The sequence below is a fragment of the Mesorhizobium helmanticense genome (assembly GCF_003034915.1).
GTDB lineage: Bacteria > Pseudomonadota > Alphaproteobacteria > Rhizobiales > Rhizobiaceae > Mesorhizobium > Mesorhizobium helmanticense.
Genome location: NZ_PZJX01000031.1, coordinates 12,837 through 27,845 on the forward strand (window position 1 = coordinate 12,837; position 15,009 = coordinate 27,845).

The window sequence follows — 15,009 nt, forward strand, 5'->3', positions numbered from 1 at the left end:
GCCGGGTTTTCAGAACTCAAAAGCGAAAAAGCTTCAGGCAGCTTCCTCCTGCTCGGCTTCCTCGTTGTCGGCCTTGGCGCCGCGCTTGGGACCCTTGTTGAGGTTCACCTCGATGAGGCGCACCGCTTCGGTTTCCGACATGCGGTTGACGGCCGCGATCTCGCGCGCCATGCGGTCGAGTGCCGCCTCATAGAGCTGGCGTTCGGAATAGGACTGCTCCGGCTGGTTGTCGGCGCGGTAGAGGTCGCGCACCACTTCCGAGATCGAGATCAGGTCGCCGGAATTGATCTTGGCATCATATTCCTGGGCGCGGCGCGACCACATGGTGCGCTTGACGCGGGCGCGACCCTGCACGACCTTCAGGGCGCGCTCGACATAATCCTCTTCCGACAGCTTGCGCATGCCGATGGAGGTCGCCTTGGCGACCGGAACCTTCAGGCGCATCTTGTCTTTCTGGAAATCGATGACGAACAGTTCCAGCTTGTGGCCCGCAACTTCCTGCTCGTCGATCGAGACGATCTGGCCGACGCCATGCGCCGGATAGACGATGTACTCGCCGGTCTTGAAACCGTGACGTGCTGCGGTGGACTTCTTCTGCGGGGTGATCGTTGCCATTACGCCGTGAACTCCTTGTTGTGGTGCCGGCATGGCGGCGCCGGCTGAACTCGTGCGGTCGGGTTGCCGACCGTTAGCCGCACAACAGATGAACTCACCGGAAAAGCCAGGACCGGCAAACCGCATAATTGCGACCGCCTGCCCCAGATTGCTCTGGTCCGGATTGAGAAATTCACCTTTCAGTGATTTGGGGCGTTGGCGCCATAAATCGACGTTGTGTCACCGGCATGTTTCGCTCATGTAGCACAAAAAGTCGGAAGAATCAAGGTTTTGCTGCATAAGCGAAGGCCGAGCACAATCGCTGCCTGTCAAGGCAGTTAATGTCTCATGGCCATTACGCCACGTAATCCCACCCCGGTTGGTGTTCCGTCAATCGCCCTCACCAGGCTCGGCGGAGAAATATTTCTCGAACTTTCCTGCCTCGCCATCGAAGGTTTTGGCGTCTGCCGGAGGCTCTTTCTTGGCCGTGATGTTGGGCCATTTTTCGGCATATTCGGTGTTGATCTGCAGCCATTTGTCGAGCCCCGGCTCGGTGTCCGGCTTGATCGCGTCGGCCGGGCATTCCGGTTCGCAGACACCGCAGTCGATGCACTCGTCGGGATGAATGACGAGCATGTTCTCGCCTTCGTAGAAACAGTCGACCGGACAGACTTCGATGCAGTCCATGTATTTGCATTTAATGCAATTGTCGGTCACGACATAGGTCATCGATCGGCTCCGGAATGCCCCAGTTTTGCTGGGCTTTTTTGGTGAGGTAACGTCTTTGCCCACCGCTTGCAAGGGCAGCCATTGCGGATGATGCCGGTGTTTCCGGAATGGAATTCCAGAGGGCTGGTGCAGCAAAGGGCGTCAATGTCTCAGTCTTCGCCGATCAGACGGTCGGTTTCCCGGCGTTGCTTCTTGGTCGGGCGGCCGCTGCCGGCCTCGCGAAGTGCCGGAATCGCGTCGGGAACAGCTTCGCCCTTCGGCGCGGGCGGCGGCGACATGTCCTCGTAGAGCGTGCGCGCTTCCTCGGCAGGGCCGCGTCGGGTCCCCGTGCCAAGCACCTTCCAGATGAAGATGCGCCGCTCGAGCGTGATGGTGAGAACGTCGCCGGGCCGGACCGTATCCGAGGCCTGCGCTGCTTTGTCGCGATTGATGCGGACGCGGCCGGCCACCACCAGCTTCGCCGCCAGCGAGCGCGATTTCACCGCACGCGAAAAGAACAGCCATTTGTCGATGCGCTGGCGGCCTTCAGCAACCATCGGACCGGGCTGAGCTATTTCTTCAGCTGGTCGCGCAACGCGGCAAGCTTGGCGAAGGGCGAGTCCGGATCGAAGCGCACCGGGCGCTCCTCACGCGGTTTTGCCTGGAAGGCGGGCTTGCCGCCTGGCGCGCCGCCCTTGCCGTCCTGCCGGCCGCCCTTCCAGTCAGGCCTGTTGTCGCGGCGGTCGGGACGCTCGCCTTGCGGCTTGCCATCGCGGCGTTCCGCGCCTTCGCCTTGTGGCCTGGGCTTGAACTTCGAGCGGTCGAAGCGCGGCTTGCCGGCGCCGTCGCGCTGGTCGCGGCGGCCCTCATGGGTCGGCCGGGGCGCGCCTTCGGCGCCTGCCGGCGCATCGCTTCGGCCCTGCGCAGCCTGTCCGGCGCGTGGGCGAGCGCGATTGTCGTGGTGACGGTGGCGGGGGCGCTGGTCGAAGCGACCCTGCCGCCACAGCAGGATCGGTTTCGGCTCCTCGGCTTCCACGGCGGGCTCGCTGGCGGCAATTTCCGCCATTGCGGCAGGCTCTTCGATTGGCGCCGGTTCCGTGGTGGGTTCAGCTTCGGTTGGCTCTGCCGCTGCGACCTCAACAGGTTCGGCTTCGGCCACTGGCTCGTCAGCCGGTGCAGGTTCAGCAGGCTCCTCGGCAGCGGCTTCTGCAGAGAGCGGAGCCTCTTGCGTGATTTCGGATGCAGCTTCGGGCTGCTCTTCCGCGGCGGGCAGGGCTTCGGCGACAGGCTCCACCAAGCCGTCGGCTGCAGTTTCAGCCGCGACGGCAGGCTCAGAATTTTCGACCGACGCCTCCGCGGCTGCGTCCGTTGCCGCGGCTTCCGCCGCCTTGGCCTGCTCGGCGCGTGCGGCCTCTTCCAGCTTTGCTGCAGCAGCCTCGCGCGCGGCAGTGTCCTGCGCTTCCAGCCGCGCCTTCACCTCGGCCGCCGGCTTCGGTTCGGCCCGGTAGCCCAGACCTTTCAGGATCTCTTCCATGTCGTCGGCGGTGGCGCCGAGGATCGACATCATCGGCGGCGTCACCATGAAGGATTGGCCGTCATAGGCGCCATCAGGGCGCTGTCCCAGACCCGGCTTCCAGTTGGTTGCTGGACGGATCAGGTCGGCCAGCCGCTCAAGGATGTCGACGCGCACCGCGCGCCGGCCGAGATTGCGGTAGCCGGCGAGCTTGTAGAACGTCTTGTCGAAAGCAGGATCGATGACCACCGAGGTGCGGCCTGACGCAAGCGCGTGAACCACGTCGCCGAAGCCGGGCTTGTCCTTGCCGTCGTTCTTCAGCGCCCACAACAGCGTCACCAGTCCGGCCGGCGCCGGCTTGATCAGGGCCGGCACGAAGACATGGTAGGCGCCGAAGCGCACGCCCAGCCGGCGCAGCGCCGCACGGCCTTCCTGATCGAGCGACTTCATCTCCTCGGCGATGTCGCGACGGTTGATCAGGCCAAAATGCTCGACGAGTTGGAAGGCGATGCCGCGGCCGATACCGGTGATCTGCTCGGCATTCTTGAGGTCGACCAGCGGCTTCAGCAGGGATTCGATCTGGAAATTGACGAAGCGCTCGGCACGCGCCGCGACCTTGTCGCGGGCGGGACCGGTGAGCTGCTCGTCGGCCAGCAGCACCAGCCGCGGTTTCAATGCCTCGTCGCCTGCCACCAGCGTGCCGATCGGTGCCCCGATCCAGCGCAGCGTGCCGTCGGAGCCGAGCGCGATATCGCCGTTGGCGCAGGCGCCGAACCGTTCGGCCCGTGCCTCGAATTCGGCTGCGAGCGCCTTCTGCGCTGCCGTGCGCACCGCCTTCGCATCCTCGCCGCCGGCGCTCTGGTCGGCGGTGAAGCGGAACCCCTGCAATTCGCCGACATGATGGCCTTCGACGAGGACGGTTCCGGTTGGGCTGATTTCGGCTTCAGGCATGGTATTTTCTCTAAGGCGCCGCATGAGGACGGAAGTCCTGCGGTCTACGAAGCGTTTCGTCAACCGCTCATGCAGCGCATCCGACAATCTGTCTTCGATTTCGCGCGTCTTTTCCTGCCAGTGTGCCTGATCGGCCAGCCAGCCAGGGCGGTTGGAAACAAAAGTCCAGGTGCGGATCTGGGCAATCCGGTGCGACAGCGTGTCGATGTCGCCCTCTGTCGTGTCGGCGCGGCGCACCTGCTCGGCCATGTAATTCTCATCGACATGGCCATGCCTGGCAAGGTCCATGTAGATCGAGGCGATCAGGTCGGCATGCTGGGCCGGAGCGATCTTCCTGTAGTCGGGAAGCGCGCAGGCTTCCCACAGCAGCGCCACGCGCTTGGGATCCGTGGCGAGCGTCCTTATTTCCTCGTCGCGCGAGAGGTGCTCCAGCGCCTGCGCGTCCACCGCCGGCAACGCGCGCGTCAGGCCCTCGACCGGCGCGTTGGTCTCGATCGAGCGTTTGAGCGCATCCAGGCTGGCGAAATCGAAATGCGCGGTGCGCCATTGCAGCACCTTCACCGGATCGAACTCATGCCCCTCGATCTTCTTGATCAGATCTTCGTCCAGCGGATCGACCTGGCCGGTGACGCCGAAGGTGCCGTCGCGCAAGTGCCGGCCGGCGCGGCCTGCAATCTGGCCAAGTTCGGCCGCCGTCAGGTTGCGGTACTGATAGCCGTCGAATTTGCGGTTCTGGGCGAAGGCGACGTGGTCGAGATCGAGGTTGAGCCCCATGCCAATGGCGTCGGTGGCGACGAGGTAGTCGACATCACCCGCCTGGAACAGCGCCACCTGTGCGTTGCGGGTGCGGGGCGACAGTGCGCCAAGGACGACGGCGGCCCCGCCCTGCTGGCGGCGGATCAGTTCGGCGATGGCATAGACCTCGTCGGCGGAGAAGGCGACGATCGCCGTGCGTCTGGGCAGACGGGTCAGCTTCTTCGACCCGGCATAGGCCAGATGCGACAGCCGTGGCCGGGTCACCACCGACACGCCTTTCAGCAGGCGCTGGAGGATGCCGTGCATGGTGGCCGCACCCAGCAGCAGCGTCTCCTGGCGGCCGCGCAGATGCAGGATGCGGTCGGTGAAGATGTGGCCGCGTTCGAGATCGCCGGCAAGCTGGACCTCGTCGATGGCGACGAAGGCGGCGTCGGTCTCGCGCGGCATGGCTTCCACCGTGCAGACCGAGTATTTCGCGCCCGCCGGCTGGATCTTCTCCTCGCCGGTGATGAGCGCCACCTTGTGGGCGCCGACCTTCTCGCAGACGCGTGCATAGACCTCGCGGGCGAGCAGCCTGAGCGGCAGGCCGATGATGCCGCTGTCATGCGCCACCATGCGCTCGATGGCGAGATGGGTCTTGCCGGTGTTGGTCGGGCCGAGCACGGCGGTCACGTCGCGGCCCGACAGGATCAGCGGCTCGGTGTGTTTCGGCTGGATGTTCATCGGCTCGGAAATAACGCTTCTGCCGCTCATTGCCGGGGAGCACGCCAGTGGTGGCGCGTGTGACAGGGCACACATAGGGATTTCACGCGCGAAGCGAAAGCGGAATGTTCCGCCAGCGAACCGAAGGCTGCACGGGCGCCGTCATTCTGCTCCCGAATTAACAGGTGGAACGAGTCTGGAACGAATCGGCGACGAATCACTGACTCACGCAGATTCAGGTTTTGTTCACGGCTATATCTGGATTTTCTGGCGGCGTTACGCACCACATGCTGAATCGGTGAACTGGTCCGATTCATGCTAGGAGAACGCCGTCGTTAACCTTTGCCGGTGAACGATCGTGGCGGGCCGATCGGGCTCTTCCAAGATTATGAAATTATTGATGTTTGCTAATGCGCCTTAACTTTTCCGGCTGTGGTTTCGGGCTTCGTCGTTAACGTTCCGGTCAAAGCCGGAACGAAACGGCGACGAATCAGAGATAGGCCGATATTCCTGTTTTGTTCACTCCAACATGTTGTGTTGTGAACAGGTTTTCCACCGAGAATCCACAGGTTGTGGAACCGGTTTTGCACACCCGGCTGAGCCGCCCTTAACCTTTGCGTGCCGGATTGGGTCAGGGCGTTGGGCTGGGGCAGCGAGTGGGCAAGGCATTCCCGCCCGCCCCAGTCCCTGTCGAGGCCTCAGGTAATGTACTGGCCGCCATTGGCGGTGAGGGTCGAACCGGTGATGAAGCCGGCGTCCTCGGAGGCGAGGAAGACGACGCAGCGCGCGATTTCTTCCGGCTCGCCGAGACGGCCCGCGGGGATCTGCGCGATGATCGATTCCCGCACCTTTTCGGGTACGGCCATGACCATGTCGGTGGCGATGTAGCCGGGGCAGATGACATTGACGGTGATGCCGGCCCGTGCCCCTTCCTGGGCGAGCGCCTTGGTGAAGCCGATGTCGCCAGCCTTCGAAGCCGAATAGTTGACCTGGCCGGTCTGGCCCTTCTGGCCGTTGATCGAGGAGATGGTGATGACGCGGCCGAATTTGCGGTCGCGCATGCCGCCCCACAGCGGATGCGTCATGTTGAAGACGCCCGACAGGTTGGTGTCGAGGACTTCTTTCCACTGCTCGCGCGTCATCTTGTGGAACATGGCGTCGCGGGTGATGCCGGCATTGTTGACCAGCACGGAAACCGGGCCGAGATCAGCCTCGACCCGGCCGATGCCGGCGGCGCAGGCATCGTAGTCGGCGACCGACCATTTGTAGACGGGGATGCCGGTCTCCGCCTTGAATTTCTGCGCCGCTTCGTCATTGCCGGCGTAGTTCGCGGCAACCGAATAGCCGGCATTCTTCAACGCGGTCGATATGGCCGCGCCGATGCCGCGCGACCCACCTGTGACGATTGCAACCTTGCTCATGCGTTTCCCCTTTTTTGATACGCCCGTTTTTCGGGCTTTTTATGCATTGAAGAAAGAGCGGGCGACGCGCGTCGCCCGGTCATCAATATCGTTAAAGTGCTTCCACGCACATGGCGACGCCCATGCCGCCGCCGATGCACAGCGTGGCCAGACCCTTCTTCGCACTTCTGCGCCGCATCTCATAGACCAGTGTGTTGAAGATGCGGGCGCCGGACGCCCCGACCGGGTGGCCGATGGCGATGGCGCCGCCATTGACGTTGACGATCGAGGGATCCCAGCCCATGTCCTTGTTGACGGCGCAGGCTTGCGCGGCGAAGGCCTCGTTGGCCTCGACCAGGTCGAGGTCGCCGACCGACCAGCCGGCCTTGGCCAGTGCCTTGCGCGAGGCGGGAATCGGTCCGGTGCCCATGATCTGCGGGTCGACGCCGGCGGTGGCCCAGGAAACGATGCGCACCAGCGGCGTGATGCCGCGCTTAGCAGCTTCCGCCTCGGTCATCAGCACCACGGCGGCGGCGCCATCATTGATGCCGGAGGCATTGCCGGCGGTGACCGTGCCTTCCTTGTCGAAGGCGGGTCTCAGCTTGGTCATGGCTTCGAGAGTCGAGCCGTGGCGGATGTATTCGTCCTGGTCGACAATCGTGTCGCCCTTCTTGCCCTTGATGGTGACGGCGACGATCTCGTCCTTGAACCTGCCGGCCTTTTGCGCTGCCTCGGCCTTGTTTTGCGAGCCGACGGCGAACTTGTCCTGGTCGTCTCTGGTCAGTTGCCACTGGCGGGCGACGTTCTCGGCGGTGTTGCCCATGTGGTAGCCGTAGAAGGCATCGGTCAGGCCGTCCTTGATCATGGTGTCGATCAGCTTGAAGTCGCCCATCTTGACGCCGCTGCGCAGATGCTGCGCGTGCGGGGCCATCGACATCGATTCCTGGCCGCCGGCGACGATGATCTTTGCATCTCCCATGGCGATCTGCTGCATGCCGAGCGCGATGGCGCGCAGGCCTGAGCCGCAGAGCTGGTTGAGGCCCCAGGAGGTCGCTTCCTGCGGCACGCCGGCCGCCATCGCCGCCTGGCGCGCCGGGTTCTGGCCTTGCGCCGCCGTCAGGATCTGGCCGAGGATGACCTCGTCGACCTCCTTGCCGTCGACGCCGGCGCGGGTCAGCGCTTCCTTGACGGCGACGGCGCCCAGTTCATGGGCCGGCGTGTTGGCGAAGGCGCCGTTGAAGGAACCGACGGGCGTGCGCGCCGCGCTGGCGACGACGATGGTGTTGGCAGCGGACATGTTCTTCTCCAGACTTCAAGGGGCGTATTTTGGGTATCGTTAGGGACTTTTCTTGCCCGTTCCATGACCCAAGTCAAATCGCAAATGGGCATGCTGGCCGTGCGCTGCAAGCGATTTGCCCGCGCCCATGGGAATAGGGTCGTCGCTGCTGCGCAGCATATTCAGCCCGCCATGCAGCATTAATTGATCCCGCACTGCACAAACCACTTGGAATTGTGACGCTTTTGCGCATATCCTTGAAAAGGCGCAATCGTTATCGGCCGCTTACTCAAGTGCGCCGGTGTCCGGGGAGGGATGCAGATGGCCGCGAAAGACGAACCAATCATCATCAAGAAATATGCCAATCGCCGCCTCTACAACACGGGGACCAGCACCTATGTGACGCTCGAGGATCTCGCCGACATGGTCAAGAAGGGCGAGGAGTTCACCGTCCAGGACGCCAAAACCGGGGACGACATCACGCATCCGGTGCTGACCCAGATCATCTTCGAACTGGAGAACAAGGATGGGCAGAACATGCTGCCGATCCCGTTCCTGCGGCAACTGATCGCCTTCTACGGCGACCAGATGCAGATGATCGTGCCGAGCTTCCTCGAACAGTCGATGATCGCCTTTGCAAAGGAACAGGAACGGTTCCGCGAGCAGATGAAGGGCGCGCTCGGCAAGTCACCGCTGGACATGATGAAGATCGCCACGCCGATCAAGGCGCTGGAAGAGCAGACGCGCCGCAACATGGAGATGTTCCAGAACGCCATGCGCCTGTTCACGCCCTTCCCGCCCGCCGGCACGAATGGCCCCGGCACGGCGCCGGCCGAACCAGCCAGGAAGGATGCGCCGGAAAAGCCCGACGACCTTCAGGAGCTGAAGGAGCAGATCGCCGCCATGCAGCGCAAGCTCGACACCATGTCGTGATTGCTCGCGGCTAAAGCGCGCCAGATGTTCAAGTGAGCTCCGGCAGGGGTCCCTCGTAGCGCGCGCGTGGCCTAATCACGCTGTTGCTCACGACCTGCTCCACGGCATGCGCCGTCCAGCCGACGCTGCGGCCAAGTGCGAACAGACGAAACGGTGCGTCGGCCGGCAGATGTAGGCTGCGCGTCAGCGCGGCGAGCGCGAAGTCGACGTTGGGGCGCATACCCGTTTCCGCGAAAACGGCATCACGCAGCCGCACGAGCCCCCTGTCCACGTCGATGCCGAAAAGCAGCGCCTGGGCGCGCGGATCGCCTTCAGGATAGAGCGCATGGCCAAATCCGGGCAGCGGCCTGTCATGGCCAAGCCAGCGCCCGATGGCAGCCTCCGCCCCCAGCCTCTGTGCATCCTCGACCAGCCCCATCAGCGCTTCGGCGGCGCCGCCATGGCGCGGTCCGGAAAGCGTGGCGAGGCCGGCAAGCAGGCAAGCGGCAATCGGCGCGCCGGTGGAGGCGGCGACGCGCGCGGCGAAGGTCGACGCGTTCAATTCATGATCGGCCAGCAAGACCAGCGCACGGCGGAGCAAATCCGCGCCTGCGGCGTCGACAGCCCAGCCCTGCGCCAACCTTTGGTGCACGGAGCCGCTGCCCGGCCTCGCACCCAGCGCCAGGGCCAGGGCGCCGATGGCGCCGGCGCCATCTTCATGCAGTGAAGCCGAATTGCGCCCGAGCGAAATCCTGCCTTCGGCGGCCAGCGCGGCCAGTCTCGCGAAAGCCGCCGCCCGGCCGGTTTCGGGTCTGTCATTGGAACCCGGCAAAGTGAACGATACGGCGGCGCCGGAGGCCCAGAGCAGCCTTGCCGTCTCCTCCAGCGTGGCCGTGGCGGAAAGCACCGCCGCATCCCTGCCGCGATAGATCAGGCGGCCATGCTCGACGGTCGAGATCGAGGTCGATATCGCCGGTTCGCCCCAGGCGATGGCGCTTTCGGCGATCGCCTGGGGGCTTCGTCCGCGCGCCCGGCGGGTCGCCAGCGCCGCGATGTCGTCGGCGCGATACTGGCTGCGGCGCGGGTCCAGCCGATCCGGCCTGACGCCGATGCGGCCGCGGCTGACATAGGCATAGAGCGTCTGCGCCCGCACCTTGAGCCTTTCCAGAGCCTCTTCCCGCGTCAGCCACTCAGACATGTCCCACCCTGGCGTCCGGCATATTGATTAACTTGATCAATATTGATTGATTTGTCGCTCACCATTATTTTCTGATGTGAAACCGGTCAAGGAGACAATCATGGCAAACGGGCTCGATGACGTGGTCGCGGCTGAAACAGTGCTCTCCGATGTCGACGGTCTTGGCGGCCGTCTCACCATCCGAGGCCATTCGCTGCAGGACCTGGCTGGCCGCTGGTCCTACTCCCAGGTGGTTCGTCTGTTGCTCGATGGCTTCTTCGACGACCTTCGTGATGAGGGACAGTTGGCTGATGCAATCGGGCAGGCTCGCGTCGAGGTGTTCGACCAGATCGAACCCGTGCTGCCCTATCTCGCCTCGCTCGACATCCACAGCGGCATGCGGGCCGGCGTCGCGCTGATGCCGGACGGCGACAGGCTGACCGATGCGCTGCAGCTGATCGCCGCGCCCGCGGTGCTGACACCGGCCTTGCTGCGCCTGCGTCGCGGCGAAAGCCCGATCGCACCGGAGGCGAAGGCCGATCATGCCGCTGACATGCTGCGGATGCTGACCGGCATTCCAGCGTCGCCGACACTGACCAGAGCCCTCGATGCCTATCTGGTCACGGTCTGCGACCACGGCCTCAATGCATCGACCTTCGCGACCCGGGTGGTGGCGTCGACGCAGGCCGGCCTGACGTCCTCGGTATTGGCCGGGCTCGGCGCGCTTAAAGGCCCGCTGCATGGCGGCGCGCCCGGTCCGGTGATCGAGATGCTGGACGCGATCGAGGCAAGCGGCAATGCCGCCGGCTGGCTGCGCGCCGAAATCGCGCGCGGCGAGCGCATCATGGGGTTTGGCCACCGCATCTACCGCGTGCGCGATCCGCGCGCCGACGTGCTGAAGGCCGTGGTTCGGCAACTCGGCAGTGAGGACGGAGCCGGTCGTCGTCTGGCATTCGCTGAAAAAGTGGAGCAGGCGGCGCTCGAGGTGCTTCGGGTCGCCAAACCGTCACGCTCGCTCCAGACCAATGTCGAATTCTATACCGCATTGCTGCTGGAGGCGGCAGGCTTCCCGAAAGAGGCGTTCACCAACGTCTTTGCCGCCGGGCGAGTGGCCGGCTGGATCGCCCATGCGCGCGAGCAGCAGACGACCGGGCGCCTCATCCGCCCGCAGTCTCGCTATATCGGGCCGGTGCCGAAGCTGGTCGCTTGAGGTCCGCTCCTCGGCCCATTGCAGGGCCGAGCCCGCTCTTTCGTGACAAAAATTTCATGTCATCGCGTCGACCGTGCTGCTGGTTTCACGGCGCACAAGACATATATGCTGCACTGCAATATATTCCTGTCAGCGCAGCATTGAGGATTCCGCCTTGTCCAGCAGAAAAACCGCCACCGTCACCGGATCCACCTCGGGTATCGGTCTGGCCATTGCCCATGCGCTTGCGGCGCAAGGCTGCAACATCGTCGTCAATTCCTTTTCCGATACGGCGGACGACCATGCGATTGCCGATGCGATCGGCAAACACCACAAGGTGAAGACGGCCTATATCAAGGCGGACATGTCGAAGCCGGCCGAATGCCGGGCCTTGGTCGAGAAGGCAGCCGAGGCATTCGGCTCGGTCGATATCCTCGTCAACAATGCGGGCATCCAGCATGTCGCGCCGGTGGAGGAATTCCCGGTCGAGAAGTGGGATGCGATCATCGCCATCAATTTGTCGTCGGCCTTCCACACCATTGCCGCCGCCATTCCGCTGATGAAACAGGCCGGCGGCGGCCGGATCGTCAACGTCGCCTCGGCGCACGGGCTGGTCGCCTCGCCGTTCAAATCGGCCTATGTCGCGGCCAAGCACGGCATCATGGGCCTGACCAAGACGGTGGCGCTCGAACTTGCGCGTGAAAAAATCACCTGCAACGCCATCTGCCCCGGCTATGTGCTGACGCCGCTGGTCGAAGCGCAGATACCCGACCAGATGAAGGCCAACAAGATGGATCGCGAGACCGTCATCCGCGAAGTCATGCTGGAAAGGCAACCGACCAAGGAGTTCGTCACGGTCGAGCAGGTCGCCGCAGCCGCGGTGTTCCTGTGTTCCGATGCGGCGGCGCAGATCAACGGCACGCATATCTCAGTCGACGGCGGCTGGACCGCCCAGTGAGTTCGGGGGCGCGCGATAAATCCGGCCGCCACATCAAGGATGACGCCATGACGACAAACGGCAAGGCGGAGGAGAAAAAGAAGATCAATGTCGCGCTGCAGGGCGGCGGCTCGCACGGTGCCTTTTCCTGGGGCGTGCTCGACCGGCTGCTGGAGGACGGGCGGCTCGATATAGCAGCGGTTTCGGGCACCAGCGCCGGCGCCATGAACGCGGTGGCGCTGGCCGACGGTTTCGTGCGCGGCGGCGTCGATGGCGCGCGGCGCAAGCTCGACGATTTCTGGCGCGCGGTGGCGCGGAAGGGCCGCTTCAGCCCGGTGCAGCGCATGCCGTGGGACGTCGCCTGGGGCAATTGGTCGATCGAGAACACGCCGGGCTATCTGTTCTTCGACACGATGTCGCGGGTGTTTTCGCCCTATGTCGCCAACCCGCTCGGCCTCAACCCGCTGCGCGATGTGATCGAGCATGAGATCGATTTCGGCAATGTGCGCGCCTGCAAGTCGATGGAGCTTTTCATCTCGGCGACCAATGTCGAGACCGGTCAGTTGCGCGTCTTCTCCGATGGCGAGATCGATCTCGACACGGTGATGGCGTCGGCCTGCCTGCCGCAATTGTTTCGCGCCGTCGAGATCAAGGGCGTGCCCTACTGGGACGGCGGCTATGGCGGCAATCCGGCGCTGTTCCCATTCTTCAAGTCGGCCGTCACCGAGGATGTGCTTTTGGTGCAGATCAATCCGGTGGTGCGTGAGGGCACGCCGAAGAGCGCCAACGAAATCCAGAACCGCATCGACGAGATCACCTTCAACGCCGGGCTGCTGCGCGAATTCCGTTCGATCGCCTTCGTCAAGGAACTGATCGCCGCCGGCCGGCTTCCGCATGGCGAATATCGCGACATCCGCATGCACCGCATCGACGCAGACGAGGCGTTCAAGGACCTGTCGGCCTCGTCCAAGGTCAATGCCGAATGGGCCTTCCTCACCTATCTGCGCGACCTTGGCCGCACCGCCGCCAGCGACTGGCTGGAGGAGCATTACGACGCCGTGGGCAAACGGCCAACGCTCGATCTCTCCGGCGAGCTCGATGACGGCTTCAAGCCGGTGCGCGGCCCGGCGCCCGGCCGGCGGGTCAAGGAATTCCTGGCGGCGCGCAAGAAGCCCGAGCAAGCAAGCCGTCAGGCGTAGTCCTTGCTGTGGGGCGGCTTACTCCGGGAGGTGCTGGATTAAATCCCATCGTGCGATGTAACGTGACCCCTCACACAAACGGGAGGGTGCGATGTTGCAGACTAGGCAGGATGTTCTCGATGCACGGTTCAAACTGCAGCGTGCGGCATTTGAGGAACAGCCCTTTCCGGCCCTCCATGTGCGGAAGGATCGGCTGAAGCGTCTGCTGGCGCTCACCGAAAGGCACGAGGCCGAGATTTGCGCCGCCATCGACGCCGATTTTGGCGGCCGATCGGCCCAGGAGACGCGCCTTGCGGAGTTGTTCGTGGTTCGTGCGGGTATAAGGCATGCGCTTGCGCATCTGCCGGGTTGGATGCGCGAACGCCGTGTCGCCACCAGCCTGCCGTTCTTGCCGGGGCGCAACCGTCTTCTTCCGCAACCGGTCGGTGTGGTTGGCGTCATGTCGCCCTGGAATTACCCCTTCCAGCTCGCCATCGCCCCGGCGACGGCGGCGTTGGCCGCTGGCAATCGCGTTCTGCTTAAACCCTCTGAACTGACACCGACGTTTTCCGCGCTGCTCGACCGGCTGGTCGGGGAGCATTTCGCTCCCGACGAGATGAGTGTCGTGAATGGCGACGCCGAGGTCGGAAAGGCATTCGTATCGATGCCTTTCGATCATCTGCTGTTCACGGGCTCGACTGCCGTTGGCCGCCAGGTCGCGATGGAAGCGGCCGCCAATCTGACGCCGGTGACGCTCGAACTTGGCGGCAAGTCGCCGGCCATCTTCGACGCGTCTTGCGATCTCGATGCGTCCGTGTCCAGCGTCGCCTACGGCAAACTGCTCAACGCTGGCCAGACCTGCATCGCACCCGACTATCTGATGGTCCCGCAGGGGCAGGCCGCGACGGTTGCCGCAAAGCTTGCCGCTGCGATGGCACGGCTCTATCCGACCTTGCGCGACAATCCCGACTATACCGCCATCATCAGCGAGCGGCACCATCGGCGTCTCGGCGACATGATCGCCGAGGCGCGCGAGAATGGCGCCGATGTCATCGAGGTCGATCCGGCCGGCGAAAAACTCGGTGTCACGGATCGCAAGATGGCGCCCTTCCTGGTCATGAGTGCAAGCAACGACCTGCGGCTGATGCGCGAAGAGATTTTCGGGCCGGTGCTGCCGATCATCGAATACGCAAAGATCGATGACGCCATCGACCATGTCAATCGGGCGGAGCGTCCGCTGGCACTCTACTGGTTTGGGCGCGATCGCGGCAATCGCCGACGGATGTTGCGCGAAACAATCGCCGGCGGCGTTACAATCAACGACTGCATGCTGCACCTCGTACAGGAGCGCCAGCCATTCGGCGGCGTTGGCGCCAGCGGCATGGGCGCCTACCATGGCGAATGGGGTTTTCGCACCTTCAGCAAGGAAAAGCCGATCTTCATTCAATCCAGGCTGGGCGCGGGCGGCCTTCTGCGTCCGCCCTATGGCAGGACATTCGAGCGGGCCTTGCGGCTGCTGGGGCTCATGACCTGACGCATTCCTTCATCATGCTGACGCCTGCTGACATTCTGGCGTTGCAGCGCCTTGCGGCGAGGAAGCGGCAATATAAGGATAGAAAACTGGATGGCGGCGGGTACACCGTGCCCGACGATGCAATAATCCATCAACTTTTCTGACTATATTGCGGTGCAACTTTGATGTAAAAGCGCGTCTCG

General features: G+C 63.8%; 12 protein-coding genes. 5 read left to right on the top strand and 7 right to left on the bottom strand.

Features of this window, described 5'->3' with window-relative positions:
- Positions 1-33: 33 nt before the first annotated feature.
- The 6 genes from C9427_RS18240 to C9427_RS18265 form a co-directional block, all read right to left on the bottom strand.
- Positions 34-615 (bottom strand): CarD family transcriptional regulator, encoded by a 582-nt coding sequence (locus C9427_RS18240; RefSeq protein ID WP_006327799.1) that lies wholly within the window; start codon positions 613-615, stop codon positions 34-36.
- Between the two features lie 369 nt (positions 616-984).
- Positions 985-1,323, bottom strand: a complete 339-nt coding sequence (gene fdxA / locus C9427_RS18245) for a ferredoxin FdxA (protein WP_008873823.1) — start codon at positions 1,321-1,323, stop codon at positions 985-987.
- A gap of 149 nt (positions 1,324-1,472) precedes the next feature.
- On the bottom strand, positions 1,473-1,859 hold the full coding sequence (locus C9427_RS18250; RefSeq protein ID WP_107650527.1) for an RNA-binding S4 domain-containing protein: 387 nt from the start codon (positions 1,857-1,859) through the stop codon (positions 1,473-1,475).
- 14 nt (positions 1,860-1,873) lie between these two features.
- A complete protein-coding gene (locus tag C9427_RS18255; RefSeq protein WP_107650528.1) occupies positions 1,874-5,245 on the bottom strand; it encodes a helicase-related protein in 3,372 nt (1,123 codons plus the stop codon).
- Positions 5,246-5,922: 677 nt separating this feature from the next.
- The gene (gene phbB / locus C9427_RS18260; protein WP_107650529.1) at positions 5,923-6,645 is read right to left on the bottom strand and encodes a beta-ketoacyl-ACP reductase; all 723 of its coding nucleotides are present in this window, start codon (positions 6,643-6,645) and stop codon (positions 5,923-5,925) included.
- Positions 6,646-6,736: 91 nt separating this feature from the next.
- Positions 6,737-7,921 (bottom strand): acetyl-CoA C-acetyltransferase, encoded by a 1,185-nt coding sequence (locus C9427_RS18265; RefSeq protein WP_107650530.1) that lies wholly within the window; start codon positions 7,919-7,921, stop codon positions 6,737-6,739.
- Between the two features lie 300 nt (positions 7,922-8,221).
- Here C9427_RS18265 and phaR point away from each other — a divergent pair, with 300 nt between their 5' ends.
- Complete coding sequence (phaR, locus tag C9427_RS18270) at positions 8,222-8,833, top strand: polyhydroxyalkanoate synthesis repressor PhaR (protein WP_107650587.1); 612 nt, start codon at positions 8,222-8,224, stop codon at positions 8,831-8,833.
- A gap of 28 nt (positions 8,834-8,861) precedes the next feature.
- Here phaR and C9427_RS18275 read toward each other — a convergent pair whose 3' ends face one another.
- Positions 8,862-10,010, bottom strand: coding sequence for a citrate synthase (locus tag C9427_RS18275; RefSeq protein WP_107650531.1), 1,149 nt, complete (start codon positions 10,008-10,010; stop codon positions 8,862-8,864).
- 100 nt (positions 10,011-10,110) lie between these two features.
- Here C9427_RS18275 and C9427_RS18280 point away from each other — a divergent pair, with 100 nt between their 5' ends.
- The 4 genes from C9427_RS18280 (at position 10,111) to C9427_RS18295 (ending at position 14,827) form a co-directional block, all read left to right on the top strand.
- Positions 10,111-11,199 (top strand): citrate synthase/methylcitrate synthase, encoded by a 1,089-nt coding sequence (locus C9427_RS18280; protein WP_107650588.1) that lies wholly within the window; start codon positions 10,111-10,113, stop codon positions 11,197-11,199.
- Positions 11,200-11,353: 154 nt separating this feature from the next.
- Positions 11,354-12,136 (top strand): 3-hydroxybutyrate dehydrogenase, encoded by a 783-nt coding sequence (locus C9427_RS18285; RefSeq protein ID WP_107650532.1) that lies wholly within the window; start codon positions 11,354-11,356, stop codon positions 12,134-12,136.
- Between the two features lie 47 nt (positions 12,137-12,183).
- On the top strand, positions 12,184-13,314 hold the full coding sequence (locus C9427_RS18290) for a patatin-like phospholipase family protein (RefSeq protein WP_107650589.1): 1,131 nt from the start codon (positions 12,184-12,186) through the stop codon (positions 13,312-13,314).
- A gap of 91 nt (positions 13,315-13,405) precedes the next feature.
- Positions 13,406-14,827 carry a coniferyl aldehyde dehydrogenase gene (locus C9427_RS18295; protein WP_107650533.1) on the top strand — a complete coding sequence of 474 codons (1,422 nt, stop codon included), beginning with the start codon at positions 13,406-13,408 and terminating at the stop codon, positions 14,825-14,827.
- The last annotated feature ends 182 nt before the right edge of the window (positions 14,828-15,009 follow it).

Bases quoted from the DNA above. Each gene is read 5' to 3' on its own strand.
- phaR (WP_107650587.1), top strand. From the start codon at position 8,222: ATGGCCGCGAAAGACGAACCAATCATCATCAAGAAATATGCCAATCGC.
- C9427_RS18295 (WP_107650533.1), top strand. From the start codon at position 13,406: ATGTTGCAGACTAGGCAGGATGTTCTCGATGCACGGTTCAAACTGCAG.
- C9427_RS18265 (WP_107650530.1), bottom strand. From the start codon at position 7,921: ATGTCCGCTGCCAACACCATCGTCGTCGCCAGCGCGGCGCGCACGCCC.
- phbB (WP_107650529.1), bottom strand. From the start codon at position 6,645: ATGAGCAAGGTTGCAATCGTCACAGGTGGGTCGCGCGGCATCGGCGCG.
- C9427_RS18240 (WP_006327799.1), bottom strand. From the start codon at position 615: ATGGCAACGATCACCCCGCAGAAGAAGTCCACCGCAGCACGTCACGGT.
- C9427_RS18290 (WP_107650589.1), top strand. From the start codon at position 12,184: ATGACGACAAACGGCAAGGCGGAGGAGAAAAAGAAGATCAATGTCGCG.
- C9427_RS18275 (WP_107650531.1), bottom strand. From the start codon at position 10,010: ATGTCTGAGTGGCTGACGCGGGAAGAGGCTCTGGAAAGGCTCAAGGTG.
- C9427_RS18280 (WP_107650588.1), top strand. From the start codon at position 10,111: ATGGCAAACGGGCTCGATGACGTGGTCGCGGCTGAAACAGTGCTCTCC.
- C9427_RS18255 (WP_107650528.1), bottom strand. From the start codon at position 5,245: ATGAACATCCAGCCGAAACACACCGAGCCGCTGATCCTGTCGGGCCGC.
- fdxA (WP_008873823.1), bottom strand. From the start codon at position 1,323: ATGACCTATGTCGTGACCGACAATTGCATTAAATGCAAATACATGGAC.
- C9427_RS18250 (WP_107650527.1), bottom strand. From the start codon at position 1,859: ATGGTTGCTGAAGGCCGCCAGCGCATCGACAAATGGCTGTTCTTTTCG.